The sequence below is a fragment of the Streptomyces sp. MMCC 100 genome, assembly GCF_041538145.2.
Classification (GTDB): Bacteria; Actinomycetota; Actinomycetes; order Streptomycetales; family Streptomycetaceae; genus Streptomyces.
The window spans coordinates 5,621,223-5,647,672 of sequence record NZ_JBGORK020000001.1 but is presented as its reverse complement, the minus strand read 5'-3'; the positions used below and the strand labels follow the sequence as shown (position 1 = coordinate 5,647,672).

Genomic DNA, 26,450 nt, shown 5'->3' with positions numbered 1-26,450 from the left:
CGGACACGACCCGGGTGCGCCCCGCCCGTCTCCCGGCCGTCAGCCCGCCAGCACCCCGCGCACGAACGCGTTGGTGAACTTCCCCGCCGGATCCAGGTCCCCGGCCAGCACCCCGAAGTCGCCCAGCCGCGGGTACAGCGCACGCAGCTCGTCCGCCGGGGTGGTGAACACCTTCCCCCAGTGCGGGCGGGCCGCGAAGGGCGCGAGCGCCTCCTCCAGCCGCCGCACCACCGGCAGCACCGCCGCCGTGTCCTCGACCCAGGTGAAGTGCGCGGCCACGGTGTCCCGGCCGTAGGAGGGGCTCAGCCACTGCTCGTCGGCGGCGACCGTGCGGATCTCACAGGTCTGCAGCACCGGCGCGAGCACGTCACGTATCGCGTCCATCGCGTGCAGGGCGGCCAGGGCGTGCTCCCGGGGCATCAGGTACTCCGACTGCAGCTCGGCACCGCTGCTGGGCGTGAACTCGGCGCGGAAGTGCGGCAGCCGCTCGTGCCAGGGTCCCGGCACCCCGAACTGTTCCGTGCAGTTGACCGCGGGCATGCCCGGCACCGGGTGCGTCTTCTCGGTGGCCGGCGCCGCGTACGGGAAGTCGGACAGCGGCCGGTCGGTGCGCCGCTTCAGCCACACCTGGCGGAAGCCGGGCGCCCGCCAGTCGGTGAACAGGCTCACGCTGTACGCCGCCGCCATCACCGTCTCGAACGTCGCCGTGTCCAGCCCGGCCAGCGGCAGCCCGGTGAAGACGTGCTGCTCGACCTCGTAGGTCGGCTCCAGGTCGAGGGTGAGCGAGGTCACCACGCCCAGCGCGCCGAGCGAGGTCACCGCCCCGCCGAACCGCTCGTCGCCCCGCGCGAGCACCGCGGTCGAACCGTCCGCGGTGACCAGCTCCACCTCGCGCACCACCGACGCCAGCGGACCGTTGCGCACCCCGGAGCCGTGGGTGCCGGTCGCCACGGACCCGGCGACCGAGATGTGCGGCAGCGAGGCCATGTTCGGCAGCGCGAGCCCCCGCGCGTGCACCAGCCGGGCCAGCTCCGCGTACCGGACCCCGCCGCCGACCCGCACCGTACGGGCCGCCGTGTCCACGTCGACCTCGGACGGCAGGTCCGCCAGCGACAGCAGGACGCCCCCGTCACCCGGCTCGGCGATCTCGTTGAACGAGTGCCCGCTGCCCAGCACCCGCACTTTGGCGCTGTCCGCCACATGGGCCCGCAGCGCGTCCAGGGAGTGCGGCCGGAGCAGTTCCTTGGCCGTGTACGTGATGTTGCCGGCCCAGTTGGTCACCGTGATGTCGCTCATACGGCGGAAACCTACCCGGCGCGCCTGGAAGGGGCCCCGGGCGGGAAGCCGCTGTCGCGGGGGCATACCGTGAGAAGTCGAACGCCGGAGCTGGGAGGAGACACGGGATGGACAGCCGTACCGCGCTGGTCGAGGATCTGATGGAGCGGTTCCCGAACGTACCGCGCGAGGCCGTCTTCAAGGAGGACCTCCTGCGCGGCGGTGTCGCCTTCGACCCCTCCGCGCTGAGCGACAACGAGGACGGCGAGGTCAAGCCGAAGTCGTACTTCATCTTCTCCTTCGACCACGGCACCCTGCCCGAGCTGGGCGAGGCCGCCCTGCGCCGCCCGCCCGAGGAGATCATCCTCACCGGCGGCCCCTACGACCTGCGCCGCACCGTCGTCTCGGTCCGGGTGAACCCGTCCTCGCCCTACCGCGTGGCGGCCGACGAGCACAACCAGCTCGGCCTCTACCTCGACGGCAAGCGCATCTCCGACGTCGGCGTGCCACCGATGCCGGAGTACTACCGGCACAAGCTCTCCAACGGGAAGTCGGTCATGGAGGTGGCCCCGACCATCCAGTGGGGCTACCTGATCTACCTGACCGCGTTCCGCGTCTGCCAGTACTTCGGCGCCAAGGAGGAGTGCCAGTACTGCGACATCAACCACAACTGGCGCCAGCACAAGGCGGCGGGACGGCCGTACACGGGCGTGAAGGACGTCGACGAGGTCCTCGAGGCGCTGGAGATCATCGACAAGTACGACACCGCCAAGATCTCCACCGCGTACACGCTCACCGGCGGCGCGATCACGACGAAGGTTCAGGGGCTGGACGAGGCCGACTTCTACGGGCGGTACGCCAAGGCCATCGAGGAGCACTTCCCGGGCCGCTGGATCGGCAAGGTCGTCGCCCAGGCCCTGCCCAAGCCGGACGTCCAGCGCTTCAAGGACTACGGCGTGCAGATCTACCACCCCAACTTCGAGGTGTGGGACGAGTACCTGTTCAAGATGTACTGCCCCGGCAAGGAGCGGTACGTCGGCCGCGACGAGTGGCACAAGCGCATCCTCGACTCCACCGACGTCTTCGGCGCGCGCAACGTCATCCCCAACTTCGTCGCGGGCGTCGAGATGGCCGAGCCCTTCGGCTTCAAGACGGTCGACGAGGCCATCGCGTCCACCACCGAGGGCCTGCGCTTCTTCATGTCGCACGGCATCACGCCCCGCTTCACCACCTGGTGCCCCGAGCCCACCACCCCGCTGGGCAGGACCAACCCCGACGGCGCGCCGCTGGAGTACCACATCCGCCTGCTCCAGGCCTACCGCCAGACCATGGAGGACTTCGGCCTCTCCTCGCCCCCCGGCTACGGCCCGCCCGGCGCCGGCAACGCGGTCTTCTCGGTCAGCTCCTTCATGGACAGCCTGCCGGAGGACGCGCCCGTGGAGGTGTGAACACGGCGCCTCTCCCGGAGGCGAGAGCATGGGTGCGCGATATTCCGTGGCGCCCGGAGCCCGGGTGCTTCTAGGATGTGGCCACAGCCGAGCGGAGAGCAGGAGGTGTGACCGATGACTGTCATTGCGACGGGCGCTGCCCGTATCCGGAAGTTCGTCAAGTCCACCTCCGTGGCCGCCGGCTGACACCAGCTCACCTCCCGCGTACGACGCGCGGACGCCGGGGCCGCCCTGTGAAGGGTCTCCCTTGAATCTCGCTTCCTCTTCTTCCTTCTCCTCCTCCTCGCACCCGCTCGCCCCCTACGGCTGGGACGCGGAGTGGGAGTCCGAGTTCGCCCCGTACACCGACCAGGGCTGTCTGCCCGGCCGGGTCGTCCGGGTCGACCGCGGGCAGTGCGACGTCGTCACCGCGGACGGTGTCCTGCGCGCCGACACCGCGTTCGTCACGCCGCACGACCCCCTGCGCGTCGTCTGCACCGGCGACTGGGTCGCCGTCGAACCGGACGGCAACCCGCGCTACGTACGCACGTATCTGCCACGCCGTACCGCCTTCGTGCGCTCCACCTCCTCCAAGCGGTCCGAGGGGCAGATCCTCGCGGCCAACGTCGACCACGCGATCGTCGCCGTGTCGCTCGCGGCCGAGCTGGACCTCGCCCGGATCGAACGGTTCCTCGCCCTCGCCTGGGAGTCCGGGGCGCAGCCTCTGGTCGTCCTCACCAAGGCCGACCTCGTGCCCGACCCGGTGACCCTGGCGTACCTCGTCCAGGACGTGGAGACCGCCGCGCCCGGCGTGCCGGTGCTGTCCGTCAGCGCCGAGCAGGGGGAGGGGCTCGACGTGCTCGCCGCCGTCGTCTGCGGCGGTACGGCCGTGCTGCTCGGGCAGTCCGGTGCCGGCAAGTCCACCCTGGCCAACGCGCTGCTCGGCGAGGACGTCATGGGGGTCCAGGCCATCCGCGACGTCGACGGCAAGGGCCGGCACACCACCACCACCCGCAACCTCCTCGCCCTGCCCGGCGGGGGAGTGCTGATCGACACCCCCGGACTGCGGGGCGTCGGGCTGTGGGACGCGGGCAGCGGGGTGGACCAGGTGTTCGCCGAGATCGCGGAGCTGGCCGAGGAGTGCCGGTTCCACGACTGCGCCCACGAGAGCGAGCCGGGCTGCGCCGTCCTCGCCGCCATCGACAGCGGCGAACTGCCCGAACGGCGGCTGGAGAGCTACCGCAAGCTCATGCGGGAGAACCAGCGCATCGTCGCCAAGACCGACGCCCGGCTGCGGGCCGAGATCCGCAAGGAGTGGAAGCGCCGGGGTGCCATCGGCAAGGCGGCGATGGAGGCCAAGAGGGGCGGCATGCGGTAGCCCCTCGCCGGTCGCAACGCGATGTCCGATTTCCGCCAGCCCGGTCCTCCGGTCTGGCGGAGACTGGACAGCGTGACACAGACGGCGGAGTACGGGACCACACGCGACGACGGCAGGTACGAGGCCGTGCGGAGCCGGGACGCCCGGTTCGACGGCGCGTTCTTCTTCGCCGTCGAGACGACCGGCATCTACTGCCGGCCCAGCTGCCCCGCGGTCACTCCGAAGCGGCGCAACGTGCGGTTCTTCGCGACGGCCGCCGCCGCGCAGGGCTCCGGCTTCCGGGCTTGCCGGCGGTGCCGTCCCGACGCAGTGCCGGGCTCCGCCGACTGGAACGTCCGCGCCGACGTCGTCGGCCGGGCCATGCGGCTGATCGGCGACGGCGTCGTCGACCGCGAGGGCGTCGCCGGACTCGCCGGACGGCTCGGCTACAGCGCCCGCCAGGTGCAGCGCCAGCTCACCGCCGAGGTGGGTGCCGGACCCGTGGCCCTCGCCCGCGCCCAGCGGGCGCACACCGCGCGCGTCCTGCTGCAGACCACCGGCCTGCCCGTCACCGAGATCGCCTTCGCGTCCGGGTTCGCCAGCGTGCGGCAGTTCAACGACACGATCCGGGCCGTGTACGCGGCCACCCCGAGCGAGCTGCGCGCCGCCGCCCCGGCCCGCGACCGGGCCGCCCGGCGCACGGCCACCCCCTCCGCCGGCGTCCCGCTGCGCCTCGCCCACCGGGGCCCCTACCAGCCCGGCCCCGTCTTCGACCTGCTCCAGCGGGAGGCCGTCGCCGGGGTGGAGGAGGTCACCGGCGCAAGCGGCCGACGCGTCTACCGGCGCACCCTGCGTCTGCCGTACGGCACCGGGATCGTCGCCGTCCAGGAAAGGCCGGGGCGGCCGGGCCGGCCGGGGACCGGCAGCGGGGGCTGGCTGGAGGCCCGCCTCCACCTCACCGACCTGCGCGACCTCACCACCTCCGTCCAGCGGCTGCGGCGCCTGTTCGACCTCGACGCCGACCCGTACGCCGTCGACGAGCGGCTCGGCGCCGACCCCCGGCTCGCCCCCCTGGTCGCCGCCCGCCCCGGGCTGCGCTCACCGGGCACCGCCGACCCCGACGAACTGGCGGTGCGGGCCCTGGTGGGCCGCGCGGAGGCCGAGCGGCTCGTCCAGCGGTACGGCAAGGCCCTCGACGCGCCCTGCGGCACCCTCACCCACCTCTTCCCCGAACCGGCCGTCCTCGCAAAGGCCGCGCCGGACGGCCCTCCGGGCGCGCTCGCCGCCGCCCTCGCCGACGGCGTCGTACGCCTGGACCCGGGCGCCGACCGTGACGACGCCGAGCGCGCCCTGCTGGCCGTGCCCGGCCTGGACGCCCGTACCGTCGCCGTCGTGCGCACCCGCGCCCTCGGCGACCCGGACGTCGCCCCGCCCGGCCTCGCCGTCCCCGACATCTGGCGCCCCTGGCGCTCGTACGCACTGAACCACCTGCGCGCAGCAGGAGAGTGGGAGAACGACCGATGACCACCCCCACCACCTATTGGCACGAGATCGACAGTCCCGTCGGGCGGCTGCTCCTCACCGCCGCCCCCGATGGCGTGCTCACCTCCCTCTCCGTGCCCGGACAGAAGGGCGGCCGGAGCGTCCAGGGCGGCTGGCGGCACGACACCGGGCCCTTCCGGGCGGCCGAGGAGCAGCTCGGCGCCTACTTCGCCGGGGAGCTGACGGAGTTCCGGCTGCCGCTGCGCGCCGAGGGCACCGCCTTCCGGGAGCGGGTGTGGGCCGCCCTGGACGACGTGCCCTACGGGACGACGACTACGTACGGCGAGATCGCCGCGCGCATCGGGGCCTCACGGCCCGCGGTACGCGCCGTCGGCGGCGCGATCGGCGCCAACCCGCTGCTGATCCTGCGCCCCTGCCACCGGGTGATCGGCGCCGACGGCTCCCTGACCGGGTACGCGGGCGGCTTGGAGCGCAAGACGCGGCTGCTGACGCTGGAGGGCGCCCCGGTCAGCCGGCCAGCACCGCTCCCAGCCACGCCCCGGTGATCAGCAGGCACGCGAACAGCTCCGTCAGCAGGTCGGCGCCGCCGTGGCGCATCGCCGTGCGCAGCGACGCCATCGCCTCGCCGTGCCGCCCGAGCCGGAGGCGCTCGGCGAGGTAGATCCCGCCCATGAAGCCGGGGACCGCGCCCAGTACCGGGACGACCACGAAGCCGAGGACGGCGCCCGCGCCCCCGTACGCCGTCAGCCGGCGCATGGCCTCGTCCCGGCGTCTCCTGCGGGTCGGCAGCGCCCAGCGCACCGCCCGGGACAGCAGCAGGACGACGGTGGCGCCGACGAGGACGGCCCACGCGAGCGGCTGCGGATCCTTCAGCGCCCACCACACGACCCCGGCCCACACCAGCCACGACCCGGGCACGCCGGGAAGCAGGACGCCGCACAGCCCGAGCAGAATCACCAGGCCGGCCAGCAGGAGGTCCCACGCTCCCATCTGTCCAGGGTGCAGGAGTCCGGCGCGGTCCGCAGAAGTCCGGCGCGGCGGGCGGGGCTCCTCAGGGCTTCCTGGCCACCCAGTCCCGTTCGTAGGCATGCCAGCCCAGTTGGAGCCGGGTGGTGACCCCCGTCAGCTCCATCAGGCGCTTCACCCGCCGCTGTACGGTCCGCAGGCCCAGGTCCAGCTGCTTGGCGACGCTCGCGTCGGTCAGCCCGGCGAGCAGCAGGGAGAGGATCTCCAGGTCGGTGTCGTCGGGGGCGTCCGGGCCGTGCTCGGTCACGCCGGACGCGCCCAGGCGCAGCGGGAGGGCGTCCCGCCACACCGCCTCGAACAGGCCCGACAGCAGTTCGAGCAGGCCGCTGGCGTGCACGACCAGCGCGGCGGGCTCCGACGAGTGCGCGGTGAGCGGCACCAGGGCGAGGGACCGGTCGGCCACGACCAGCTTGGTCGGCACCCGGTCCACCACCCGGACCTGTTCGTCGCGGCCCAGCGCGGCGGTCAGCTCGGTGATGCCGGTCGGCAGGTCGAGCACCGACCGCTCGACCACCACCCGGTAGCGGACACCGCGTCCGGTGGCCTGCTCCTCCGCGTCGTTCTCCATGCCGGTCACGGCGACCGGCCGGTCGGTGACCAGTGCGCACACCTCCTCGGTCGCGCCGAGCTGCAGCTGGAGGAAGCGCCGGGCGACGGCCGCGGCGCCGGTCACCACCTCCACCAGGTCGTGCACGGCGGGCTCGGCCGCCGCCGCCCGGTACTCCTCCGCCAGCAGCGCCGCCGCCAGCTCCGCCCGGTCCAGTTCGTGCCGCTGCTGGGTGAGCAGGGCGCCCAGCGCGACGCCGGGCGGTGCCGCGACCCAGCGTCCCGGGCGGGCCGAGGACTGGGCGGCGAGCCCGTTCTGTTCCAGCCTGCGCAGCGCGCGCTCGGTGTCCTGCTCGCCGAGCGCCAGCCGCCGCGCCAGATCGGGTACGTCGGCCGCGCCCACCGACACCAGCGCCCGGTACGCCGCCTCCTGCGTGCCCTCCAGCCCCAGCACTCCCAGCATCAGGCGTCGCCCCTCCCCGAAAACCATGATCATCAGCGTCCGCGGGGACGTCCATGGCGGAAAACGGCCACGGCGTAAACCCGCCTGCGGACATCATCGCCGTACCGCCGGTCACTCTGCCAAGGTGGCGTCGCCGAGCGGTCCTCCCGTGGGGGGTGGGGCCGCTCGGCCACCCCACCTCGGAGAACTGTTCGACGCGTCCCCCGACACGCCGCCCGGCGCGCGCCGGTCCGCCCGAATTTTCCGATGCCCCGTTTTCATCCGGCCCCGTCGGTGGACAATCAGGAGCATGAGTCAGCAGGGGGGAAGGCCCACCGGTCCCACCGGTCCCACCGGTCCTGAGGACGACTGGTGGGGGCAGCTGTACGACGACTCCACCGACGACACCGGCCCCACGGCCGCACCCGATTCCCTGGACGACCGCTTCGCCTCGGCGTCCGGCACGGTGGCCCACCGCCCGGGCCCCGGCACCCAGGACGCGCCGAAACCGCGCCCGCCGGGCCCCACCCCACCCGGACCCGGGGCCCCTTGGTGGGCCCCGGCAGATCCCCCGGGCGTCCCCGGCCCCCGCACCGCGGGCCCACCGACCCCTGCCGCCCCACCGCGGGCCGGCGACGAGCCCTCGCCTGTCGATGGACCGCCGCGCCCGACGGGCCCGTCGGGGGTTGGTGGCGATGCTCCGCGTGGCGGCGGGTTGTCGGGTTCTGCCGGTTCGCCGTGGGCCGGCGACGAGCCCTCGCCTGTCGATGGACCGCCGCGTCCGACGGGCCCGTCGGGGGTTGGTGGCGATGCTCCGCGTGGCGGCGGGTTGTCGGGTCCTGGCGGTTCGCCGTGGGCCGGTGACGAGCCCTCGCCTGTCGATGGACCGCCGCGTCCGACGGGCCCGTCGGGAGTCGGTGGCGATGGCCTGCGTGGTGTCCGGCCGTCGGGCCCTGAGCGTCCGCCGCGGGCTGGTGACGATGCCCCGAGTGTCGGCAGTCCGCCGCGCCCCACGGGCCCGCCGTGGGCCGGTGACGATGCCCCGCGTGGCGGCGGGCTGTCGGGTCCTGCCGGGTCGTCGTGGGCCGGTGACGAGCCCCCGCGCGTCAGCGGTCCGCCGCGTCCGACGGGTCCGCCCCGTCCGACGGGTCCGGCGCGGGGCGGCGACGCCGGCCTGCGCGGTGGCGCTCTCCCGCGTCCTGCGGGTCCGCCCCAGCCCAGGGCCCCTTGGGAACCCCCGCCCGCGACACCCACCGGCCCAGTGAACTTCCCGCCGGGCGCCGAACGGCCCGGCACCGCGCCGCCGGGCGCCGAACGGCCCGGTACCGCCCCGCCGGGTCCCGAGCGGCCCGGTACCGCGTCGCCGGGGGACCAGTGGCCCGGCACCATACCGGCCGCGGCGGCCGGGCAGGCGTCCGGCGCCGGGGAGACGTCGGCCCCGCCACCGCCGCCCCAGGCATACGGCGGTCGGCGTCGGAGTGGTGACCCGCGCGGACTCACCACCTCGGGGACCGGAGCCGCCGACCTCACCGAGCCGCCCGCCGACCTCCCGCCGCCCCGTACCGTGTCCGGCCTGCCCCCGCTCCCGCCGCCGTTCCTCCCCTCGCTGCCGGGAGTCGAACCCGAACCGGACGGCGCCGACCGCGACTACGTCGGCAGCGGGCCGCCCACCTACGACGCCGAGCCCACCGCGCTGCCGCCCGCCGATCCCGACGGGCTCGACGGGCTGGTCCCGGACACCGTGCTGGAGGGCGCCCGGTACGGGACGTGCACGCTGCGGGCCGTCTCCGTGCGCGGGGACTCCGCGCGGTACCGGGGCGAGCCGCGGCGCGACGCGCTGCTCGTCGCCCGGTTCGGCGCCGGCGAGCAGGCGCTGGTCCTGGTGGCGATGGCGACCGGCGCCCGCGCCACCGCCGGGGCGCACCGGGCGGCGGCCGAGGTGTGCCGGTGGATCGGACGGGCCGTGGGGCGCAGTCATGCGCGGCTCGCCGAGGACCTGCGGGCCGCCCGCCGCGGCGACCTGAAGTCCGGCCTGCACCGCCTCACCGACCGCAGCCTCGGCCGGCTCCGCGCCGGCGCCGCCGAACAGGGCCTCGCCCCGGACGAGTACGCGGCCACCCTGCGCTGCCTGCTGCTGTCCGCCGACCCGGAGTGCCGCACCCGGGTCTTCTTCGGCGTCGGCGCGGGCGGACTGCTCCGGCTGCGCGACGGCGCCTGGCAGGACATGGAGCCGGACGTCGGCGACGTCACCGGTGAGTCCGTCCTCGGCTTCGGATCCGCGCCCGGAGGGACGCCCAGGAGCACCCCCGGCGGCGCTCCCGACGACGCGCCGAGCGAGACGCCCGACGGCGACCGGCTCACCATGGACCTCGGCATCACCACGGCCCCGGGCCCGTACGACGGCCCGCCCGCCGAGCCGCCCCGCGAGCCCTTCCGCTTCCGGGCCTCCGTAGCCCGCCCGGGTGATGTGCTTTTGATGTGCACCGCGGGCCTCGCCGAGCCCCTGCTGAACGAGCCCGAGCTGGGCGAACTCCTGGCCCGGAGATGGGCGGGCCGCCCGGCGCCCGGACTCGGGGAGTTCCTCTCCGACAGTGGCGTCCGGGTCAAGGGGTACGCGGACGACCGTACGGCCGCCGCCGTTTGGGAGGCGTGAGACCGCTCGCTGTGGCATAGCTGGAGCCATGGCCAAACAGAACGTCGCGGAACAGTTCGTCGACATCCTCACCCGCGCCGGGGTGGAGCGCCTCTACGGAGTCGTCGGGGACAGCCTCAACCCGATCGTGGACGCCGTGCGCCGCCACTCCGGCATCGAATGGGTGCATGTCCGGCACGAGGAGACCGCCGCCTTCGCCGCCGGCGCGGAGGCCCAGATCACCGGGAAGCTGGCCGCGTGCGCCGGCTCCTGCGGCCCCGGCAACCTCCACCTCATCAACGGGCTCTACGACGCCCACCGCTCCATGGCGCCCGTCCTCGCCCTCGCCTCTCAGATCCCGTCCAGCGAGATCGGCCTGGGCTTCTTCCAGGAGACCCACCCCGACCAGCTGTTCCGCGAGTGCAGTCACTACAGCGAGCTGATCTCCAGCCCGAAGCAGATGCCCCGGCTGCTGCAGACCGCCATCCAGCACGCCGTCGGCCAGGGCGGCGTCAGCGTCGTCTCGCTGCCCGGCGACATCGCGGACGAGCCCGCCCCGGAGAGGGCCGCCGAGACGGCCCTCGTCACCTCCCGGCCCACCGTCCGCCCCGGCGACGAGGAGATCGACCGGCTGGTGCGGATGATCGACGACGCCGACAAGGTCACCCTGTTCTGCGGCAGCGGCACGGCGGGCGCGCACGCCGAGGTCATGGAGTTCGCCGGGAAGCTCAAGGCACCGGTGGGGCACGCCCTGCGGGGCAAGGAGTTCATCCAGTACGACAACCCGTACGACGTCGGCATGAGCGGGCTGCTCGGCTACGGCGCCGCCTACGAGGCCACCCACGAGTGCGACCTGCTGCTCCTGATCGGCACCGATTTCCCGTACAACGCCTTCCTGCCGAACGACGTGAAGATCGCCCAGATCGACGTCCGGCCCGAGCACCTGGGCCGGCGTTCCAAGCTGGACCTCGCGGTGTGGGGCGACGCGCGGGAGACGCTGCGCTGCCTGATCCCGCGGGTGAAGGAGAAGAAGAGCCGCCGCTTCCTCGACCGGATGCTGAAGAAGCACGCGGACGCGCTGGAGGGCGTCGTCAAGGCGTACACCCGCAAGGTCGACAAGCACATCCCGATCCATCCCGAGTACGTGGCCGCCCTGCTGGACGAAATGGCCGACGACGACGCGGTGTTCACCGTCGACACCGGGATGTGCAATGTCTGGGCGGCTCGCTACATCTCGCCCAACGGCCGGCGCCGCATCATCGGTTCCTTCTCCCACGGCTCGATGGCCAACGCGCTGCCGATGGCGATCGGCGCCCAGTTCACCGACCGGCGCCGGCAGGTCGTCTCGATGTCCGGGGACGGCGGCTTCACCATGCTGATGGGCGACTTCCTCACCCTCGTCCAGCACGATCTGCCGGTGAAGGTCGTGCTCTTCAACAACTCCTCCCTCGGCATGGTCGAGTTGGAGATGCTGGTCGCCGGCCTGCCCTCGCACGGCGTGGCCAACAAGAACCCCGACTTCGCCGCCGTCGCCGAGGCCTGCGGCGCCTTCGGCGTACGGGTGGAGAAGCCCAAGGACCTGGCGGGGGCGCTGAAGGCGGCGTTCAAGCACAAGGGACCCGCCCTCGTCGACGTCGTCACCGACCCCAACGCCCTGTCCATCCCGCCGAAGATCAGCGCCGACATGGTCACCGGCTTCGCCCTGTCCGCCTCGAAGATCGTCCTGGACGGCGGCGTCGGACGCATGGTCCAGATGGCCCGCTCCAACCTGCGCAACGTTCCCCGGCCGTGACCGAACGGACAGCCGGCCCGAAACTCGATGACTGCCGGGGGCCCGAACGGGCAAGGCTTTCCCCGTGAAGATGTTCGACCCAAGCGGGACAGACGGGGGGAAGCGACATCAGCGCGCCGACGGGGGACATGAAGGAGGAGGCGGTGTCACAGCTCAGGCGGCGGCTCGGCCGGGCCGACCTGCGGGCGGTGCCCGAGGCCCGGCGGGCCCTGCGTGAGCTGCTGCGGCACTGGGGCGGGCCCGGACAGTCGGAGGTCGCGGAGCTGCTCACCAGCGAGCTGGTCACCAACGCGCTCGTCCACACCGACGAGGGCGCCGTCCTTACCGCGACGGTCGGGCCGCGCGCCCTGCGGGTCGAGGTGCGGGACTTCGTGGGACGGGGCCGGCAGCCCAGGCCGCGCGCCCCGCAGGAGGAGAGCACCAACGGCAGAGGGCTGGTCCTGGTCGAGTCGCTCGCCGACGACTGGGGCGTACGGCCCTGCGAGGTGGGCAAGTCGGTCTGGTTCGAGCTGGGCGCGGAAGCAGGCGCGGAAGCGGCCTGAGGCGCCGGGGTGACCCGGCGCCTCGGACCATCGGTGCGGTGCGCTCGGTCTAACCGAACTGCTGCTCCAGGTCCTTGAGCTTGCGCTCCAGGGAGTCCAGACGGGGCAGGGCCTGGGTGTCGTCCTCCGCGGTGAGGTCCACGGTCTCCACGGCCATCTGCTCAGACCCGCTCCGCACGGGCTGCAGGGAGGGACGCCGGCTTGCTGCGGGCAGCTGCTCCGGGGTCGATATGGCAGGCTCCGCGGTGGCGCGTTCCGAGCCCCGCTCGACCTGCTGCACCTCGACCTCGACCTGACGGCCGCCGCGGCCCGGGAATCCGCGGTGGCCGTGGCCCCGGCTGATCGCCTTGAGCTGCGCCCGCTCCAGCCGTTCCTGCTCGCGCCGCCGCAGCTTCTTCTCCTCCTTCTGGCGCCGGTCGTCGCGCACCTCCTCGACCGCCTCGTCCAGGCTGCGCACGCCCTCCAGGAGCATCAGCGACCAGGCGCGGTACGTCTCCCGGGGAGCGCGCAGCCAGCGGACCATGCGGATCTGCGGCAGCGGACGCGGCACCAGGCCCTGCTCGCGCAGGGCGGCCCGGCGGGTCTGCTTCAGGGCCCGGTCGAACAGCACCGCCGCCGACAGGGACATGCCCGCGAAGAAGTGCGGGGCACCCGCGTGCCCCAGGCCGCGCGGCGCGTGCACCCAGTTGAACCAGGCCGCGGCGAACGCGAAGGCCCACACGAGTATCCGCGAGCCGAGCGCCGCGTCACCGTGGCTGGCCTCGCGCACCGCGAGGACGGAGCAGAACATCGCCGCACCGTCGAGCCCGAACGGGACCAGGTACTGCCAGCCGTCGCTCAGGCCGAGGTTCTGCTCGCCGAAGCCGACCAGACCGTGGAAGGAGAGCGCCGCGGCGACCGCCGCACAGCAGAAGAGCAGGACGTAGGAGAAGGTGCCGTAGAGGGCCTCCTTGCGCCGGCGGCGCTCCTCCATGCGCTCCCACGAGTCGTCCGCGCCCGCGTCCTTCCCCGAGGAACGCTTGCCGCGCGCGAGCACCGCCACCGCCGCCAGCATGCCCAGGAGCAGCACGGCGCCCGGAAGCAGCCAGTTCAGCGATATGTCGGTCAATCTCATCAGGGGTCCCTTGCAGTGGGATAGGGCGTAACGCCCGCCATGGTGGCCCAAACCCAGCCGCCCTCAGGGGGTTTCGGGGCAAGAGGCCGCCAAGGAAGTGCAGAGGGGGTGCCCAGGGCGGCGTTCTGCTCGAACTGCCGCGTGAGGGGCGGGAGTTGAGTTCGAATAAGACTACCCGTACGAGTGGTTCCACGGAAAGTTACCGCGGCGCGTGGGGAAGTTGTGAAACAGCGTCGTCGATCCTAGTCGACGATCTCGGGCCGTCTGACCGCCCGTCAGGGGCCGGGGGGCAAGGGGCAGCCGGCCGGCTCAGCCCGCCGTGGCGAGCAGCTTGTCGACGCGGTCCGCGTCGCAGGTCCGCGGGCACGTGACGCAGGTGTCCTCAGGGCGCAGGGTGTAGAACATGCAGCAGCTCGCCCGGTCCCGGGTGTGCAGCGGTGTGCCGTCCGGCCCCTTCAGTTCACGGAACGCCGCGTCCCCGACGTAGGGCTTGGTGGCGCCCGGCAGCAGCAGCTCCAGCTCGTGCCGCGCCCGCTCCTGTTCGCCGAGCAGATGGGCGACGTACCACAGGCCCTCGACGATCTCGTCGGTCGCCATGCCCCACAGGGCGCGTCCGCGCCGCCGCATCCGGGGGCCGAATCCGGCCAGGACCGGCTCCAGGTGCTCGGCGACCGCGGCCCGCACCTCGGCGCGCAGCGCCTCCTCGTCGGCGACCACCCGGGCGCCGGGCAGGGCGGCGGCCGGATCGCCGGGCAAGCAGGCGAACGAGGCGGCGCGCACGGCCATCCTGCCGAGGGGCAGCCCGGCCGCCGTGCGGTCGTAGGCCACGTGGGCCGCGGGGTGGCGGGGCACCCGGCGGTGCAGGAACCACGGCACGGTGATCAGCAGGCAGGCGGGCCACGCGTACCGGTGCAGGCCGAAGCTCGCGATCACGTCCGGCCGGGCCCGCTGCCCGTAGTCCCGCAGCACCTGGGCCTCGTCCCAGGCGAGGAAGGCCGCCAGCTCCGACCCGCCCGCGGCGAGCGAGGCCGCCGTGACCCAGCCGTCGCCGCCCGGGATCTCGTCGGCCGCGGCCAGTTCGGTGACGCCCAGCCCGGGGAGGACCTCGGACAGGCGCGTGTAGGCGTCCGTGAAGGCCGTACGGGCGACAGGCATGCGGGACCACCGATCGACGTCGGGACAACGGACTGCTTAAAGGTAAGCCTTACCTTACCCAAGATCCTTGGGATTTGAACTGACGGCCCGTGCGCTTATGGTGCTTGACGGACAGGTGACAACCCGCCGTAATGACCTCAAGTACCGACACGTCCCGCAGGAGGACCCGTGAAGCACAGCGCGCAGGGCGCCGCAGGAACGGGTACGGCCGCCGGGCGGGTCCGTGCGGACGCGGCGGCCGAGGCGGTGCGCATCCCGCTGCAGCCCGGGGTGGCGGACGTGGCCCGGGACCGGGTCCGCGGCGCCGGGGAGCCGGACGGCGCCGCGCGTGGCGAGCACACCCACAGCGAACCGCCCGCACCGGGCCCGTCCGTATCCGGCGCCTCCGCGCCCCGCCCGCGCGCCCTCGTCCAGCGTTCCTCCGTGCGCGGGCAGATCCTCGACGCCCTGCGCGCCGCGCTGGTCACCGGTGAGCTGCGGCCCGGTGAGGTCTACTCGGCGCCCGTGCTCGGCGAGCGGTTCGGCGTCTCGGCCACACCCGTACGGGAGGCCATGCAGCAGCTCGCCCTGGAGGGCGCCGTCGAGGTCGTCCCCAACCGCGGCTTCCGCGTCGTCGAACGCGGCGACCGCGAGCTGGCCGAGCTGGCCGAGGTCCGGGCCCTGATCGAAGCCCCGGTCTGGCTGCGCCTGGCCCGTACGGTGCCCGCCGAGCGCTGGGCGGAGCTGCGCCCCCTCGCCGAGGCCACCGTCCGGGCCGCGTCTTCCGGCTGCCCGGCCACGTACGCCGAGGCCGACCGCGCCTTCCACCGCGCGGTCCTCGCGCTGACCGGCAACGAACAGCTCGTCCGGATCGCCGGTGACGTGCACCGCCGCGCCCAGTGGCCGCCGGCCGGCTCGCCCTCCGTGCGCGGCCGGGCCGACCTGGTCGCCGACGCGCACGAGCACACCGCACTGCTGGACGCGCTGATCGCCGGCGACCCGGACGTGGTGCGGGCCCTGGTCGGGGAGCACTTCAGGGGCGCCCCCTGAGCGAGGGGCCCGTCCGGTCGGACAGGCCCCAGCCCGCCCCGTGGGACAGGCCCCAGCCCGCCCGGTGGGACAGGCCCCAGCCCGTCCGGTCGGACAGGCCTCAGACCTCCTGCCGTTCCGCGCGGCTCGCGGGCACCTGCTTCCCGGGCTTCCCGGTCTTCCCCGTGCCGCGCCCCTTTCCGCCCTTGCGGCGCGCGGGGCGGGACCCGGCGTCGCGACCGTGCAGCTCGATGGCCAGCGGGGAGGCGGTGAAGACCGAGGAGTACGTCCCGACTCCCACGCCGATCAGCAGCGCGAGGGCGAAGTCGGTGAGCGAGTCGTCGGCCAGGACCGCCAGCGAGGCCAGGATGAGCACCGCGCCCATGCCCGTGTTGACCGTGCGCGGCAGGGTCTGCAGGATCGCGTCGTTGGTGAGCCGGTCGAACGGCGCCTTCCGCTCCCGGCCGAGCAGCTCCCGGACACGGTCGAAGAGGACCACCGAGTCGTTGACCGAGTAGCCGATCACGGTCAGCAGCGCGGCCAGGAACACCCCGTCGATCGGCTTGCCCAGCCAGGCGAACACACCCACCAGGATGACCACGTCGTGGGCGAGCGCGCCGACCGCCGCCGTGCCGAACAGCAGGCGGAACCGGGCCGCGAGGTACGCCAGCTGGGCGGCCAGCGCCAGGCCGAGGGCGATCAGGGCGTCCCGGCGCAGCTCCTCGCCGAGGCTCGGGCCGATCAGCTCGTCGCGGACCTTCTCCGTATCGCCGCCCAGCTCGGCGACGGCCTCGGTGACGGTCGCCGCCTCGGCGTCGGTCAGCTCCTCCGTGCGCACCGTGAGGTCGCTGTCGCCGGAGGACTGGACGACGGCGCGCGGGAAGCCCGCGTCGGCGAGGGCGTCGCGGGCCCGCTCGGGGTCGACCTGGGTGGCGGTGGAGTACTCGATGAGCCGTCCGCCGGTGAACTCGATGCCGAAGTTCAGGCCGCGCACCAGGATGCCGGAGCCCGCCACCACGAGGACGACGAGGGAGGCCGCCAGCCAGCGGCGCGGCCGGCGCATCAGGAACGGGTTGCGGCGCAGCAGGGCGTCCCGGACGGGGCCGGTGGTCGAGATGCCGGTGATGGCGGGGCGGCGGAAGACCGCCGGGCGGCTCGCGGCGAACTCGGCGAGCACCCGGGTGATCACCAGGGCGCTGACCATCGAGGCCAGGACACCGATGCCGAGGGTGACGCCGAAGCCCTTCACCGGACCGGAGGCCAGGAAGAACAGCAGGGCGGCGGCGATCAGCGTGGTGATGTTGGAGTCGGCGATCGCGCTGAAGGCGCTGCGGAAACCGGCGGTCAGCGCCGACCGCGTACTCGGACGGGTCCGGGCCGCCTGTTCCTCCCGGGCCCGTTCGAAGACGAGGACGTTGGCGTCCACCGCCATGCCGATCGCCAGGACGAAACCGGCGAGGCCGGGCAGGGTCAGGGTCGCGCCGACCGCGGCCAGGGCGGCGTAGGAGATCAGGCCGTAGCAGAGCAGGGCGACGGTCGCCAGGGCGCCCATGAGCCGGTAGACGACGATGATGAACAGCGCGGTCAGCGCGGTGCCGATGACGGCGGCCCAGGCGCCCGCCGAGATGGCCTCGTCGCCCAGGGTGGCGCCGATGGTGCGCTGCTCGACGGTCTCGACCGGCACGGGCAGGGCGCCGCCCTTGATGAGCAGGGCCAGTTCGCGGGCCTCGGCGTCGTCGAAGGAGCCGGTGATCTGCGTGGAGCCGCCGGTGATGCCCGCCCCGCAGGACACGGAGGGGTCGACCTGCGGCGAGGAGATGATCTTGTTGTCCAGCACGATGGCGACCCGGCGCTGGGGATCGCCGGCCGGGTGACAGGCCGCCTCGCCGGTCACCTGGGCCCAGCGGTCGCTGCCGGCGTCCTTGAAGTCGACGGTGACGTGCCAGCCCGCGCCGTTCTGCTGGTCGAAGCGGGCGTCGGCGCCCTTGACGTCCTGCCCGGTCAGCGTGGCGTCCTTCAGCCGCAGGGACTGCCCGGACTCGTCCGGCAGCACCCGCTCGCCGTCCTCGCCGTCCTCGCCGTCCTTGGCCGCATTGTCGTCGGTCCTGCCGTCGGCCCCGTCACCGGCGTTCTCCGCCGGGCCGAGCACCGAGTGGACGGTGAGCTGCGCGGTGCGGCCCAGCACGTCGGCGGCCTTCTTCGGGTCCTGTACGCCCGGCAGCTCGACGACGACGCGGTTCTCGCCGGAGCGGACGATGGTCGGCTCGGCGACACCGAGGGCGTCGATGCGTCCGCGCAGCACCTCCACGGTCCGGTCGGTGGCCTCCCGGTCGGCCTCGGTGGTTTCGGTGGACTTCGTCTCCAGCACGATCTGGGTGCCGCCGCGCAGGTCGAGCCCGAGGCGGATGGGCATGGTCAGGGCGATGGCCACGGACACGGCCATCACGGCGAGCGCGACGAGCGCACGGACGTTCAGGGAACGGGAACGCGAGCGGGAACGAGGGCGGGAAGGGGGACGGGAGCGTTTCAACACGGGCCTCCGGCGGGCACACCGCGGCGGCGGCCGAGCGCGGCCGCGGCGGAAGAAGGTGGAAGGTCGGGGTGTGGTGTCTCAGGTGCCGGAGGAGACGGGCGGCGCCCGGCCGCTGTCGTGGCTCGTGCGGCCGGGGGAGACCGGCGCCGCCCCGGACGCGGCCGGGGCCCGCGTGTGGGCGCCGGAGGCGGTTCCCGCGCCGTGCGCGGTGGTGGCGGCGTGGTGGTCCGGTGCCGTCGGGCGCTCGGCCGGCTGGTCGTGCCGGGCCCGGGGCTGGGCGGCGCAGACCGGCGTGCAGCCGTCGTCGGCGTGGAGGTCGAGGGCCGGGTGCGGGACGGCCGTGGCGGCGGCCGCCGCGAGGGGACCGCTGGGACCGACCTGCGCGCCGGCCGCGGGCCAGGCCGGGACCAGGGGCAGCAGGACGGTCAGCAGGACGGTGAGCACGGTCGCGAGCCGTCGGCGCATGCACCGTCCCCTTTCGTGGTGGATGAGCGGGGGGAGAGAGGAGGAGCCCGGGGCTCCGGCCGGGGAGTGGGCGGCCAGAGCCACGGGCGGTTCGTGGGACCGTCAGGGCTCGATGAGCCCGGCGCGGATGGCGTACCGGGTCAGCTCCAGGCGGTCGCGCAGGCCGAGCTTCTGCAGCAGGTTCGCCCGGTGCCGTTGGACGGTCTTGATGCTGATGAAGAGGATCTCGGCGATCTCCTTCGAGGAGTGGCCCTCGGCGACGAGCTTGAGGACCTCCTCCTCGCGGGGGGTGAGGATGTGGTCGGAGGTCTCCTCGCCGTGCCGTACCCGGTCGAGGTAGTTGCGGATGAGCGCAGTCACCGCACCCGGATACAGGAAGGGCTCGTCGCGCATCGCGGCCCGGCAGGCGGCGACCAGGTCGCGGTCGGCGACGGACTTGAGCACGTATCCGCAGGCGCCCGACTTCAGCGCCTGGAACAGGTACTGCTCGTTGTCGTGCATCGTCAGCATCAGGATGCGCAGCCCCGGCTTCAGCGCGGCCAGTTCGCGGGCCGCCTGCAGACCGGTGAGGCGGGGCATCGCGATGTCCAGGACCGCCAGGTCGGCCTCGTGGGCCCGTGCCATGTCGATGGCCTCCGCGCCGTCCCCGGCCTCGGCGACCACCTCGAGGTCCGGCTCCCGGTCGAGGATGAGGCGCACACCGCGGCGTACCAGCGCGTGGTCGTCGGCGAGCAGGATGCGGATCTTCGCCGGGGCGGGCGCCCGGGACGGGCCGTACGCGGATGCCGCGGACGTCGTGGAGGCGGCGGGGCGGCCGGGCGCGGTCGGCTCGGGCAGGGACGGGTCGGACATGGTCAGGGCTACTTCCTGGGAAGGGGTGCGGTGAGCCGGATGCGGGTGCCGGCGCCGGGCGCCGATGTGATGTCGAGGGCGGCCCCGATGAGCAGGGCCCGTTCACGCATGCCGCGGATGCCGGCGCCCTCGTGCGCCGCCTCGATGCCGCGGCCGTCGTCGGCGATGGTGAGCGTCACCGCGCCGTCGGCGCGGGCCAGGCCCACCTCCAGCCGTTCGGCGTCCGCGTGGCGGGCGGCGTTGGTCAGGCTCTCCTGCGCCACACGGTAGAGGACCAGCTCGGTCTCGTGGTCCAGGACCGGCAGGTCGGCGTCGAAACGGCGCACCACCCGCAGACCCGTGTGGGTGGCGAAGTCGTGCGTGAGCGAGGACAGCGCGCTGATCAGGCCGAGGTCGTCCAGGACGCCGGGCCGCAGCCGGCGCACCAGGCGGCGGACCTCGTCCAGGCTCTCCCGGGTGATCTCCTGCGCCTGGTGCAGCTCGTCGCGCAGCGGCTCCGCGGCGTCGTCGGCGGCACGTCCCAGGACCAGCAGGATCGCCGTCATGCTCTGCCCGACCTCGTCGTGCAGCTCCTGGGCGATGCGGCGCCGCTCCGCCTCCTGGGCGAGCAGGACACGGGCGCTGCTCGTGGCCCGCTCGGCCTCCAGGCGGTCCAGCATGGCGTTGAAGGTGCGGATCAGCTCCGGGACCTCGCCGCCGCCGGAGACCGGCAGCCGCTGGCCGGGACGCAGCAGGTCGACGGTGGTCATCAGCTTGGTGAGCCGCTCCAGCGGCGCCAGCCCCCAGCGCAGCAGCGCGCCGTTCGCCACCAGCATCACGCCCATGCCGACCACGAGGACGACGGCCTCGGTCAACAGGATCGGCACGGAGACGGTCACCGGAGCCCACAGCAGCAGCGCCGTGGCGAAGCCCAGCACCACCGCGTTGAGCCCGAAGATCCGCCAGAACAGGGACACCGGGGGTACGCCTCCTTCAGCGACGTGTCGACTGGTACGCCTCTACTGTCGGTCATCGCGCACCCTCGGTGGGAGCTGCGGCCCAGGTAGCGACCGAGCAAGCGACCAGCCTGCCCCTCCCGGACCCGTCCGGTCGATGGGGCCCGACCCCCATTTCCGGGTCGCGGCATACCCATATGCGCAGCCCCCCGCACCGGCGAGTGGATCCCGCGCCCCCGTGCAAATGGGTCCTGCGCCCGATGGGTTTCCCTGGGCGGCCCGGCCAAGGTTGAGGATGACCGGGCCCGATCGGCCCGGCGCTCGGCATACCCGCAGAACCTTCCGAGAACCCGCAGAACCTTCTGAGAAAAGGACCATTCACCGTGTCGCTCGACGCCTCCCGCATCGAACCCCGCCCCGAGCGGCTGACCGCTCACGAGGCGCGCCAGCGCCTCGAACACGCCCGCAACACCCGCATGACCCAGCTGCAGGCCCTCGACGAGAGCGGCCAGGCGGACGACCAGCTGATGTCCGCGCAGAAGGCCGCGATCGAGCGGGTGCTCAAGGAGATCGACGAGGCCTTCGCCCGGGTCGAGGACGGCACCTACGGCACCTGCCTGGGCTGCGGCAAGCCCGTGCCGGGGGAGCGCCTGGAGATCCTGCCCTACACGCGGTACTGCGTCGCCTGCCAGCGCCGCGCCGCCGCCTGACGGCGCCCTTCCGTCCCGTACTCGTCCCTCCCGCCCTGCCCAAGGGGTGAAGTGGTGAACAACCAGATCATCGACGACCGCGACACGCGTCTGTCGCCCGAGGACCTCACCGCGCTCCGGGAGAACCTCCAGGAGCAGCGGCTGTTCCGCGAGGACCAGCTGCGGCAGATCGCGGCGGTCCCGTCCCGCACCGACGAGCTGATCCAGCGGCGGTCCGCCGCGCAGACCGAGGTCCGGGTCAAGCTGGCGGCCTCCGCGCGCATGGTCCTCGCCGACGTCGAAGCGGCGCTCGACCGCATGACCGAGGGCCGTTACGGCCGTTGTCATCTGTGCCGGCGCACCATCGACCGCGACCGGCTGATGATCGTGCCGCAGGCCCGCTACTGCGCCCGCTGCCAGCAGGTGCGGGAGGCCGGACGATGACCGTGCTCCGGCGGCCCCGCGCCGCGCTGTCCCGGCACCGGCCCTGGCCGCTGTGCCGGCAGTGCAGCGGCGTCGCCCTCGACATGGGCAGCGCCCGTACCCGCGCCTGGGTCGCCGGGCGCGGGATGATCCTCGACGTGCCGACCGTCACCTTCCCCGGCGCGGGCGCGGTGTACCCCATCCAGCGCGGCTCCATCGTCGACACCCAGGGCACGGCCCGGATGCTCGACCGGCTGCTGGGCAACCGGCTGCCCCGCTTCTCCCGTCCGGTGATCGTGGTGACCGCGCCGGTGCTGGACGGGCTGGCCTACCGGACCGAGGCCCGTACGGCCGTGGAGGTGCTGCGCCCGCGCAGCGTGCTGACCGTTCCCAGCGCGCGGGCGGTGGCCCTCGCGGCGGGCGCCGACCTGTCCCGGCCGCTGCTCGTGATGGACATCGGCGCCCATCTGACGGAGGTGGTGCTCCTGGTCGACGGCGCTGTCTTCGACGCCCGCCGCACCGCACTGGGCACGGGGGACATCGACGACGCGACCCCGTCCGCGCGGATCGGCGAGGCGCTGGCCGACATGACGACCTCGATGCTGCGGCAGGACGGTACGTCGCTCACGGTCGACGCGCTGAGCCGGGGGCCGCTGCTGGCGGGCGGCGGCGCGCTGCGTCCCGAGATCACCTGCCGGCTCGCCGACCGGCTGCACGTACCGCTGCGGGCGGTGCCGGCACCGCACACGGCGGCGGTACGCGGTGCCGCGAAGCTCTTGGAGGCCGCGCACACCCATCCGTCGGCCACGGGCACGGATCCACCGGAGGGCCACCCGCACTGAGCCGGTGGTCCGGGCGGATCCCCTTCCGTCCTGAGGGACCGGAACGGGGCCGTGACCGCGGCCCCGTTCTCCGCGCCCCGTCCATCCCGCCCCGCCGCACCGCACGAATCCGCTCCCGCCGCACGGCACGAATCCGCCGCCGCCGCACCGCACGAATCCGCCCCCGTCCCCCGCTCGTGCGGCCGGCGCCCGCCCCGGCGCCGGCCGCACCCCGCGTCCGCCGTACGCCCCGTCCCCGTCCCACCCCACCCCACCCCGACCCGTCCCACCCCCCGTCCGATCCCGTCCGGCCCGCCCTCGACGCCGCCCCCGGTGTCGACGGCGGCGGATCCGGCTGCCCCGAGCCAGGAAGGAGGCACACCGTGGCGGGAGAGATTCCTCAGGCCCAGCCACCACCCGCCGTTCCCGATCCCGACCCCGTGCGGCACCCGCACCTCCTGCTGTGGCGGTGGCGGCGCAACCCGCTGCGGCGGCCGAGTGACCGGCTGCGGGCGTGGATCTCGCTGGGGCTCGTGCTCGCCGTGCTGGTGGCGGCCCCGGCGGCGATGTTCGGGATCGGCGACAGCGCCTACCGCCACTACCGGAGCACCGCCGAGCACGAGGCGCGGACCCGGGACCACCGACCCGCCGTCCTGACCCACGACGCCCCGCGCCATCCCGAGCCGGGTTCGGACGAGGCGAAGAAGACCCGCTACCCGGTCCCGGTCCGCTTCACCGGACCGGACGGAGAGTCCCGCACCGGGAAGACCGAGGTCGAACCGGGGCTGCCGGCGGACAGCACCGTCCTGGTCTGGGTCGACGACGAAGGCCGGATCACCGATCCGCCGCTGAGCGCGGAGCAGATCCGCAGCCGCACGATGGGCTGGGCGATCCTCGCCTTCCTCGGCGTCGTCATCACCGGCCTCGCGGCCCACGCCGCCACGGGCCTCGTGCTGGACCGGCGCAACCTCGCCCAGTGGGACGCGGCCTGGGCCAACACGGCCCCGCGCTGGAGCAGATTCCCGTGACGCCCGCCCGGGCGCGGGCCCCTCAGGCCGTCGCCGCGCCCGCCGCCGGCGGAGCCAACTGCCGTGCCAGCCACGTCGGTACGCCGCCCAGCAGCCGGAACAGCCGCCGCGCCTCCTCCCGCAGCCGGGACGCCTCCGGCTCCGACTCGGCGTCCGCGAGCGACACCAGCGCGGGCGCCGTACCGACGAGGTACCCCAGCTCCTCGCGGATGCGCAGCGACTCGGCGAAGCCGTGCCGTGCCTCGGTCAACTCCCCCTCGCGCAGGGCCAGACCGGCCAGATGCCGCCAGGTGAAGGACAGGAGCAGCGGTTCGGCGTGCGCCGTGGCGCCGGCGTGCGCGCGCCGGTACGCCGCGCGGGCGGCCTGCGGGGACCTGGTCAGGTTCTCCGCGAGCAGTCCGCGCCGGAAGTCGAGCAGGGCCCGCCCCTGGGCCCCCGGCGCGATCAGCGCCGCCGCCCGGCCCAGCGCGGCCCGCGCCTCGTCGGCCCGGTCGCGCACCCCGTGCACCGTGGCGGCGTAGGCGAGTTGACCCCGTTCACAGGCGGCGGCCCCGCGTTCGTCGTCGCTGTGGGCCAGGGCCTCCGCGGTGCGCAGCGCGTCCTCGGCCTCGGCCCAGCCCTGCTCCGTGTACAGGCACCGCTCCACCAGCAGCGCGGTGCGCTGCAGGGCGGTGTCCGCGGTGACCGGCTCCAGCAGGGCCGCCGCGTCGGCCCAGCAGCCGCGCGAGCGCAACCGCCATACCGCGGTCTGGAGCGGATCGTCACCTTCGGTCGTTCCCCAGCCAGAACCAGCCATGGCGGAATGCGCCACGTCGCCCTCCCCTTAGCACGCCATCGAGCTCTCGAGTGGTGGCCGCATCTCAGCACGGATCCGGCGGCCCGGCCAAGGGGATGGGTGAAAGTTTTCACAAAGTCGTGGACTTCGTGCCGTCGAGGTTTGGGAACGCGCTGGGCCCTCCGGCGCCTTCCGCGCGCCCGGGCCTCAGCTCATCCGCAGCGCGAGGAAGAAGTCCAGCTTGTCCTCCAGACGCGACAGGTCACGCCCCGTCAACTGCTCGATCCGCCCGACGCGGTAGCGCAGCGTGTTGACGTGCAGGTGCAACCGGTTCGCGCAGCGCGTCCAGGAGCCGTCGCTGTCGAGGAACGCCTCCAGCGTCGGGATCAGCTCGGCGCGGTGGCGGCGGTCGTAGTCCCGCAGCGGGTCGAGCAGCCGGGCGGTGAAGGCCCGCCGTACGTCGTCCGGGACGAAGGGGAGCAGCAGCACGTGCGAGGCCAGCTCCTGGTGACCGGCCGCGCAGACCCGGCCGGGACGCGCCGCGGCGACCCGGCGCGCGTGCCGGGCCTCCTCCAGCGCCCCGCGCAGTCCCTCGGCCGAGTGCACGGCCGCGCTGACGCCGAGCGTGACCCGCCCGTCGCCGTCGAGACCGGCCGACAGCGGTTCCCGTACCGACTCGAGCAGCGCGTCCGCGAGGACCCCGGCCTCGGAGCCGTCGTGCTCGCTGGAGACCGACGGCAGCGGTACGAGGGCGACCGCCTCCTCGCCGGTGTGCGCCACGGCGATGCGGTCCGACTGCTCGGGTCCGGTGGCGTGCGGGTCGACGAGGATCTCCTCCAGCAGGGTCTGGGCGACCCGGCCGGTCTGCTCGTCGCCGTCCTCCCACTCCACCCGGGCCACCACGACCTGCCAGTGCGGTGCCGCGCCGAGGCCCGGCAGCAGTACCGGCGCCGCCACCCGGAGCCTGGCCGCGATCTCGGCGGGCGCGGCGCCCGTCTGCACCAGCTCCAGGACCTCCTGGGCCAGCCGCCGCCGCACCGTGCGCGCCGCGTCCCGACGGTCCCGCTCGACCGCGATCAGCTGCGTGACGCCGTACAGCAGGTCGAGCCGCTCCTCGGCCCAGTCCCCGGCGTCCGCCTCCACCACCAGCAGCCAGTCGGACAGCACCGTCTCGCGCACCTCCCGGCCCGCCGCGGCACCCTGCGGGATGCGCGTCCCCGCGGCCGTCGCCGGGAGCTGTCCCCGGCCCCGCACCGGGAAGAGGCTGTACGTAGTGGAGCCCACGGGCACCCGGTGCGGCGCGCGCCGGCCCGCGCGGGTGGCCACGAGGTGCTCCGCCGCCAGCTTGGCGCACACCTCGGCGGAGAGCGCGGGCTCCGCGTCCTTCGGGCCGGCGACCTGCCGACCGGTGGGGGAGAGCACCCAGGCCCGCAGGTCGAGGTCGGAGCCGAGCAGGTCCAGGACCACGTCGGGGCCGCCGCCCGCCGGTCCCGAGGTCATCATCCGGCGGTGCCGGTCCACCACGGCCGCGAGGTCCCCGGCCCGCTCGCCGGAGACCTGGCGCACGACGTGCTCGGTGATCGTCGCGAAGGCCACCGACTCGTGCACCGCGAACAGCGGCAGCCGGTGCCGCGCGCACGCCACCACCAGGTCCTCCGGCACGCTCCCCAGCTCCGCCTCACCGGCGGCCAGCGCGGCCACCTGGGCCTGCACCAGGAGGCGGACGAACGGCTCGGAGTCGGCGGCGCTGCGGCGCCAGGCCAGGCCGGTGAGTACCAGTTCGCCGCCCGAGAGGTAGCGGCTGGGGTCCCGCAGGTCGGTGGTCATCACGCCGCGGACCGTGCGGTCCAGCTCGTCCTCGCCGCCGAGCAGCTTGAGGCCCAGCGCGTCGGTGTCCAGCAGTGCGCGCAGCCGCATTCTCGTCGCCGCCGTTCTTTGTCTCGAAGTGTTCCAGGTCACGCGGCTGTGTCGCCCGATTCCAGAGAAGAACAGGGAGGCATGTGAGCACCTCCGTTCATACGAATCTACAAGATGCCCGCCCTGGCCAGCCAACTCCTTCATGGTTTCTGCGACTGACCCTGGTGGAGCACACGACGGTGTACTGAGGCCG

The 26,450-nt window shown here is 74.1% G+C and carries 22 protein-coding genes and 1 pseudogene; 12 read left to right on the top strand and 11 right to left on the bottom strand.

What is annotated here, in order from left to right; all coding sequences use genetic code 11:
- Positions 1 to 39: 39 nt before the first annotated feature.
- Positions 40 to 1,296, bottom strand: a complete 1,257-nt coding sequence (locus ABS735_RS26220) for an FAD-binding protein (protein WP_373903803.1) — start codon at positions 1,294 to 1,296, stop codon at positions 40 to 42.
- Positions 1,297 to 1,403: 107 nt separating this feature from the next.
- Here ABS735_RS26220 and ABS735_RS26215 point away from each other — a divergent pair, with 107 nt between their 5' ends.
- The 4 genes from ABS735_RS26215 to ABS735_RS26200 all read left to right on the top strand — a co-directional run bounded on the left by ABS735_RS26215 (position 1,404) and on the right by ABS735_RS26200 (position 6,107).
- Positions 1,404 to 2,723: a radical SAM protein gene (locus tag ABS735_RS26215; protein WP_373903804.1), complete on the top strand. Its 1,320-nt coding sequence runs from the start codon at positions 1,404 to 1,406 to the stop codon at positions 2,721 to 2,723.
- A gap of 247 nt (positions 2,724 to 2,970) precedes the next feature.
- Positions 2,971 to 4,080 (top strand): ribosome small subunit-dependent GTPase A, encoded by a 1,110-nt coding sequence (gene rsgA, locus ABS735_RS26210; RefSeq protein ID WP_373903805.1) that lies wholly within the window; start codon positions 2,971 to 2,973, stop codon positions 4,078 to 4,080.
- 21 nt (positions 4,081 to 4,101) lie between these two features.
- Complete coding sequence (locus tag ABS735_RS26205) at positions 4,102 to 5,583, top strand: DNA-3-methyladenine glycosylase 2 family protein (RefSeq protein ID WP_373903806.1); 1,482 nt, start codon at positions 4,102 to 4,104, stop codon at positions 5,581 to 5,583.
- The gene (locus ABS735_RS26200) at positions 5,580 to 6,107 is read left to right on the top strand and encodes a methylated-DNA--[protein]-cysteine S-methyltransferase (RefSeq protein WP_373903807.1); all 528 of its coding nucleotides are present in this window, start codon (positions 5,580 to 5,582) and stop codon (positions 6,105 to 6,107) included. The genes ABS735_RS26205 and ABS735_RS26200 overlap by 4 nt, the downstream gene beginning before the upstream one ends.
- On the opposite strand, the gene ABS735_RS26195 is transcribed toward ABS735_RS26200, so the two are convergent.
- Together ABS735_RS26195 and ABS735_RS26190 are read right to left on the bottom strand one after the other, a co-directional pair.
- Positions 6,070 to 6,552, bottom strand: coding sequence for a DUF456 domain-containing protein (locus ABS735_RS26195; protein ID WP_373903808.1), 483 nt, complete (start codon positions 6,550 to 6,552; stop codon positions 6,070 to 6,072). The two genes, ABS735_RS26200 and ABS735_RS26195, sit on opposite strands and share 38 nt — an antisense overlap.
- A 61-nt stretch (positions 6,553 to 6,613) precedes the next feature.
- Complete coding sequence (locus ABS735_RS26190) at positions 6,614 to 7,597, bottom strand: helix-turn-helix domain-containing protein (protein ID WP_373903954.1); 984 nt, start codon at positions 7,595 to 7,597, stop codon at positions 6,614 to 6,616.
- 25 nt (positions 7,598 to 7,622) lie between these two features.
- On the opposite strand from ABS735_RS26190, the pseudogene ABS735_RS26185 reads away from it, so the two are divergent.
- The 3 genes and pseudogenes from ABS735_RS26185 to ABS735_RS26175 all read left to right on the top strand — a co-directional run.
- A pseudogene (locus ABS735_RS26185) lies at positions 7,623 to 10,115 on the top strand (protein phosphatase 2C domain-containing protein); the annotation flags it as partial.
- 142 nt (positions 10,116 to 10,257) lie between these two features.
- Positions 10,258 to 12,000, top strand: coding sequence for a pyruvate dehydrogenase (locus ABS735_RS26180; RefSeq protein WP_373903810.1), 1,743 nt, complete (start codon positions 10,258 to 10,260; stop codon positions 11,998 to 12,000).
- 143 nt (positions 12,001 to 12,143) lie between these two features.
- Complete coding sequence (locus ABS735_RS26175) at positions 12,144 to 12,542, top strand: ATP-binding protein (RefSeq protein ID WP_373903811.1); 399 nt, start codon at positions 12,144 to 12,146, stop codon at positions 12,540 to 12,542.
- Between the two features lie 49 nt (positions 12,543 to 12,591).
- Here the strand turns inward: ABS735_RS26175 and ABS735_RS26170 are convergent, their stop codons facing one another.
- A complete protein-coding gene (locus ABS735_RS26170; protein WP_373903812.1) occupies positions 12,592 to 13,656 on the bottom strand; it encodes a DUF2637 domain-containing protein in 1,065 nt (354 codons plus the stop codon).
- A 309-nt stretch (positions 13,657 to 13,965) separates the two neighbouring features.
- Positions 13,966 to 14,811 carry a (2Fe-2S)-binding protein gene (locus tag ABS735_RS26165; RefSeq protein WP_373903813.1) on the bottom strand — a complete coding sequence of 282 codons (846 nt, stop codon included), beginning with the start codon at positions 14,809 to 14,811 and terminating at the stop codon, positions 13,966 to 13,968.
- 168 nt (positions 14,812 to 14,979) lie between these two features.
- Between ABS735_RS26165 and ABS735_RS26160 the strand changes: the two genes are divergently transcribed.
- A complete protein-coding gene (locus ABS735_RS26160; protein WP_373903814.1) occupies positions 14,980 to 15,840 on the top strand; it encodes a GntR family transcriptional regulator in 861 nt (286 codons plus the stop codon).
- A 100-nt stretch (positions 15,841 to 15,940) separates the two neighbouring features.
- Here the strand turns inward: ABS735_RS26160 and secD are convergent, their stop codons facing one another.
- From secD to ABS735_RS26140, 4 genes are all read right to left on the bottom strand, one after another.
- The gene (secD, locus tag ABS735_RS26155; protein WP_373903815.1) at positions 15,941 to 18,349 is read right to left on the bottom strand and encodes a protein translocase subunit SecD; all 2,409 of its coding nucleotides are present in this window, start codon (positions 18,347 to 18,349) and stop codon (positions 15,941 to 15,943) included.
- 81 nt (positions 18,350 to 18,430) lie between these two features.
- Positions 18,431 to 18,817, bottom strand: a complete 387-nt coding sequence (locus ABS735_RS26150) for a hypothetical protein (protein WP_373903816.1) — start codon at positions 18,815 to 18,817, stop codon at positions 18,431 to 18,433.
- A gap of 102 nt (positions 18,818 to 18,919) precedes the next feature.
- Positions 18,920 to 19,669, bottom strand: coding sequence for a response regulator (locus tag ABS735_RS26145; protein ID WP_373903817.1), 750 nt, complete (start codon positions 19,667 to 19,669; stop codon positions 18,920 to 18,922).
- Between the two features lie 8 nt (positions 19,670 to 19,677).
- The gene (locus tag ABS735_RS26140) at positions 19,678 to 20,625 is read right to left on the bottom strand and encodes a HAMP domain-containing sensor histidine kinase (protein ID WP_373903818.1); all 948 of its coding nucleotides are present in this window, start codon (positions 20,623 to 20,625) and stop codon (positions 19,678 to 19,680) included.
- Between the two features lie 362 nt (positions 20,626 to 20,987).
- Here ABS735_RS26140 and ABS735_RS26135 point away from each other — a divergent pair, with 362 nt between their 5' ends.
- The 4 genes from ABS735_RS26135 (at position 20,988) to ABS735_RS26120 (ending at position 23,565) form a co-directional block, all read left to right on the top strand.
- Complete coding sequence (locus ABS735_RS26135) at positions 20,988 to 21,314, top strand: TraR/DksA family transcriptional regulator (protein WP_373903819.1); 327 nt, start codon at positions 20,988 to 20,990, stop codon at positions 21,312 to 21,314.
- Between the two features lie 51 nt (positions 21,315 to 21,365).
- On the top strand, positions 21,366 to 21,737 hold the full coding sequence (locus ABS735_RS26130; RefSeq protein ID WP_373903820.1) for a TraR/DksA family transcriptional regulator: 372 nt from the start codon (positions 21,366 to 21,368) through the stop codon (positions 21,735 to 21,737).
- Positions 21,734 to 22,558, top strand: coding sequence for a rod shape-determining protein (locus ABS735_RS26125; protein WP_373903821.1), 825 nt, complete (start codon positions 21,734 to 21,736; stop codon positions 22,556 to 22,558). Before ABS735_RS26130 ends, ABS735_RS26125 begins: the two co-directional genes overlap by 4 nt.
- Before the next feature lie 362 nt (positions 22,559 to 22,920).
- A complete protein-coding gene (locus tag ABS735_RS26120; protein WP_373903822.1) occupies positions 22,921 to 23,565 on the top strand; it encodes an Rv1733c family protein in 645 nt (214 codons plus the stop codon).
- A gap of 22 nt (positions 23,566 to 23,587) precedes the next feature.
- On the opposite strand, the gene ABS735_RS26115 is transcribed toward ABS735_RS26120, so the two are convergent.
- Positions 23,588 to 24,376, bottom strand: a complete 789-nt coding sequence (locus tag ABS735_RS26115) for a hypothetical protein (RefSeq protein ID WP_373903823.1) — start codon at positions 24,374 to 24,376, stop codon at positions 23,588 to 23,590.
- Positions 24,377 to 24,547: 171 nt separating this feature from the next.
- On the bottom strand, positions 24,548 to 26,257 hold the full coding sequence (locus ABS735_RS26110) for a PucR family transcriptional regulator (RefSeq protein ID WP_373903824.1): 1,710 nt from the start codon (positions 26,255 to 26,257) through the stop codon (positions 24,548 to 24,550).
- Positions 26,258 to 26,450 lie beyond the last annotated feature (193 nt).

What these genes read in the sequence shown, in the direction of transcription:
- ABS735_RS26220 (WP_373903803.1), bottom strand. Translation starts at nt 1,296, where the DNA reads ATGAGCGACATCACGGTGACCAACTGGGCCGGCAACATCACGTACACG.
- ABS735_RS26215 (WP_373903804.1), top strand. Translation starts at nt 1,404, where the DNA reads ATGGACAGCCGTACCGCGCTGGTCGAGGATCTGATGGAGCGGTTCCCG.
- ABS735_RS26205 (WP_373903806.1), top strand. Translation starts at nt 4,102, where the DNA reads ATGTCCGATTTCCGCCAGCCCGGTCCTCCGGTCTGGCGGAGACTGGAC.
- ABS735_RS26200 (WP_373903807.1), top strand. Translation starts at nt 5,580, where the DNA reads ATGACCACCCCCACCACCTATTGGCACGAGATCGACAGTCCCGTCGGG.
- ABS735_RS26195 (WP_373903808.1), bottom strand. Translation starts at nt 6,552, where the DNA reads ATGGGAGCGTGGGACCTCCTGCTGGCCGGCCTGGTGATTCTGCTCGGG.
- ABS735_RS26190 (WP_373903954.1), bottom strand. Translation starts at nt 7,597, where the DNA reads ATGCTGGGAGTGCTGGGGCTGGAGGGCACGCAGGAGGCGGCGTACCGG.
- ABS735_RS26180 (WP_373903810.1), top strand. Translation starts at nt 10,258, where the DNA reads ATGGCCAAACAGAACGTCGCGGAACAGTTCGTCGACATCCTCACCCGC.
- ABS735_RS26170 (WP_373903812.1), bottom strand. Translation starts at nt 13,656, where the DNA reads ATGAGATTGACCGACATATCGCTGAACTGGCTGCTTCCGGGCGCCGTG.
- ABS735_RS26165 (WP_373903813.1), bottom strand. Translation starts at nt 14,811, where the DNA reads ATGCCTGTCGCCCGTACGGCCTTCACGGACGCCTACACGCGCCTGTCC.
- ABS735_RS26150 (WP_373903816.1), bottom strand. Translation starts at nt 18,817, where the DNA reads ATGCGCCGACGGCTCGCGACCGTGCTCACCGTCCTGCTGACCGTCCTG.
- ABS735_RS26145 (WP_373903817.1), bottom strand. Translation starts at nt 19,669, where the DNA reads ATGTCCGACCCGTCCCTGCCCGAGCCGACCGCGCCCGGCCGCCCCGCC.
- ABS735_RS26125 (WP_373903821.1), top strand. Translation starts at nt 21,734, where the DNA reads ATGACCGTGCTCCGGCGGCCCCGCGCCGCGCTGTCCCGGCACCGGCCC.
- ABS735_RS26110 (WP_373903824.1), bottom strand. Translation starts at nt 26,257, where the DNA reads ATGCGGCTGCGCGCACTGCTGGACACCGACGCGCTGGGCCTCAAGCTG.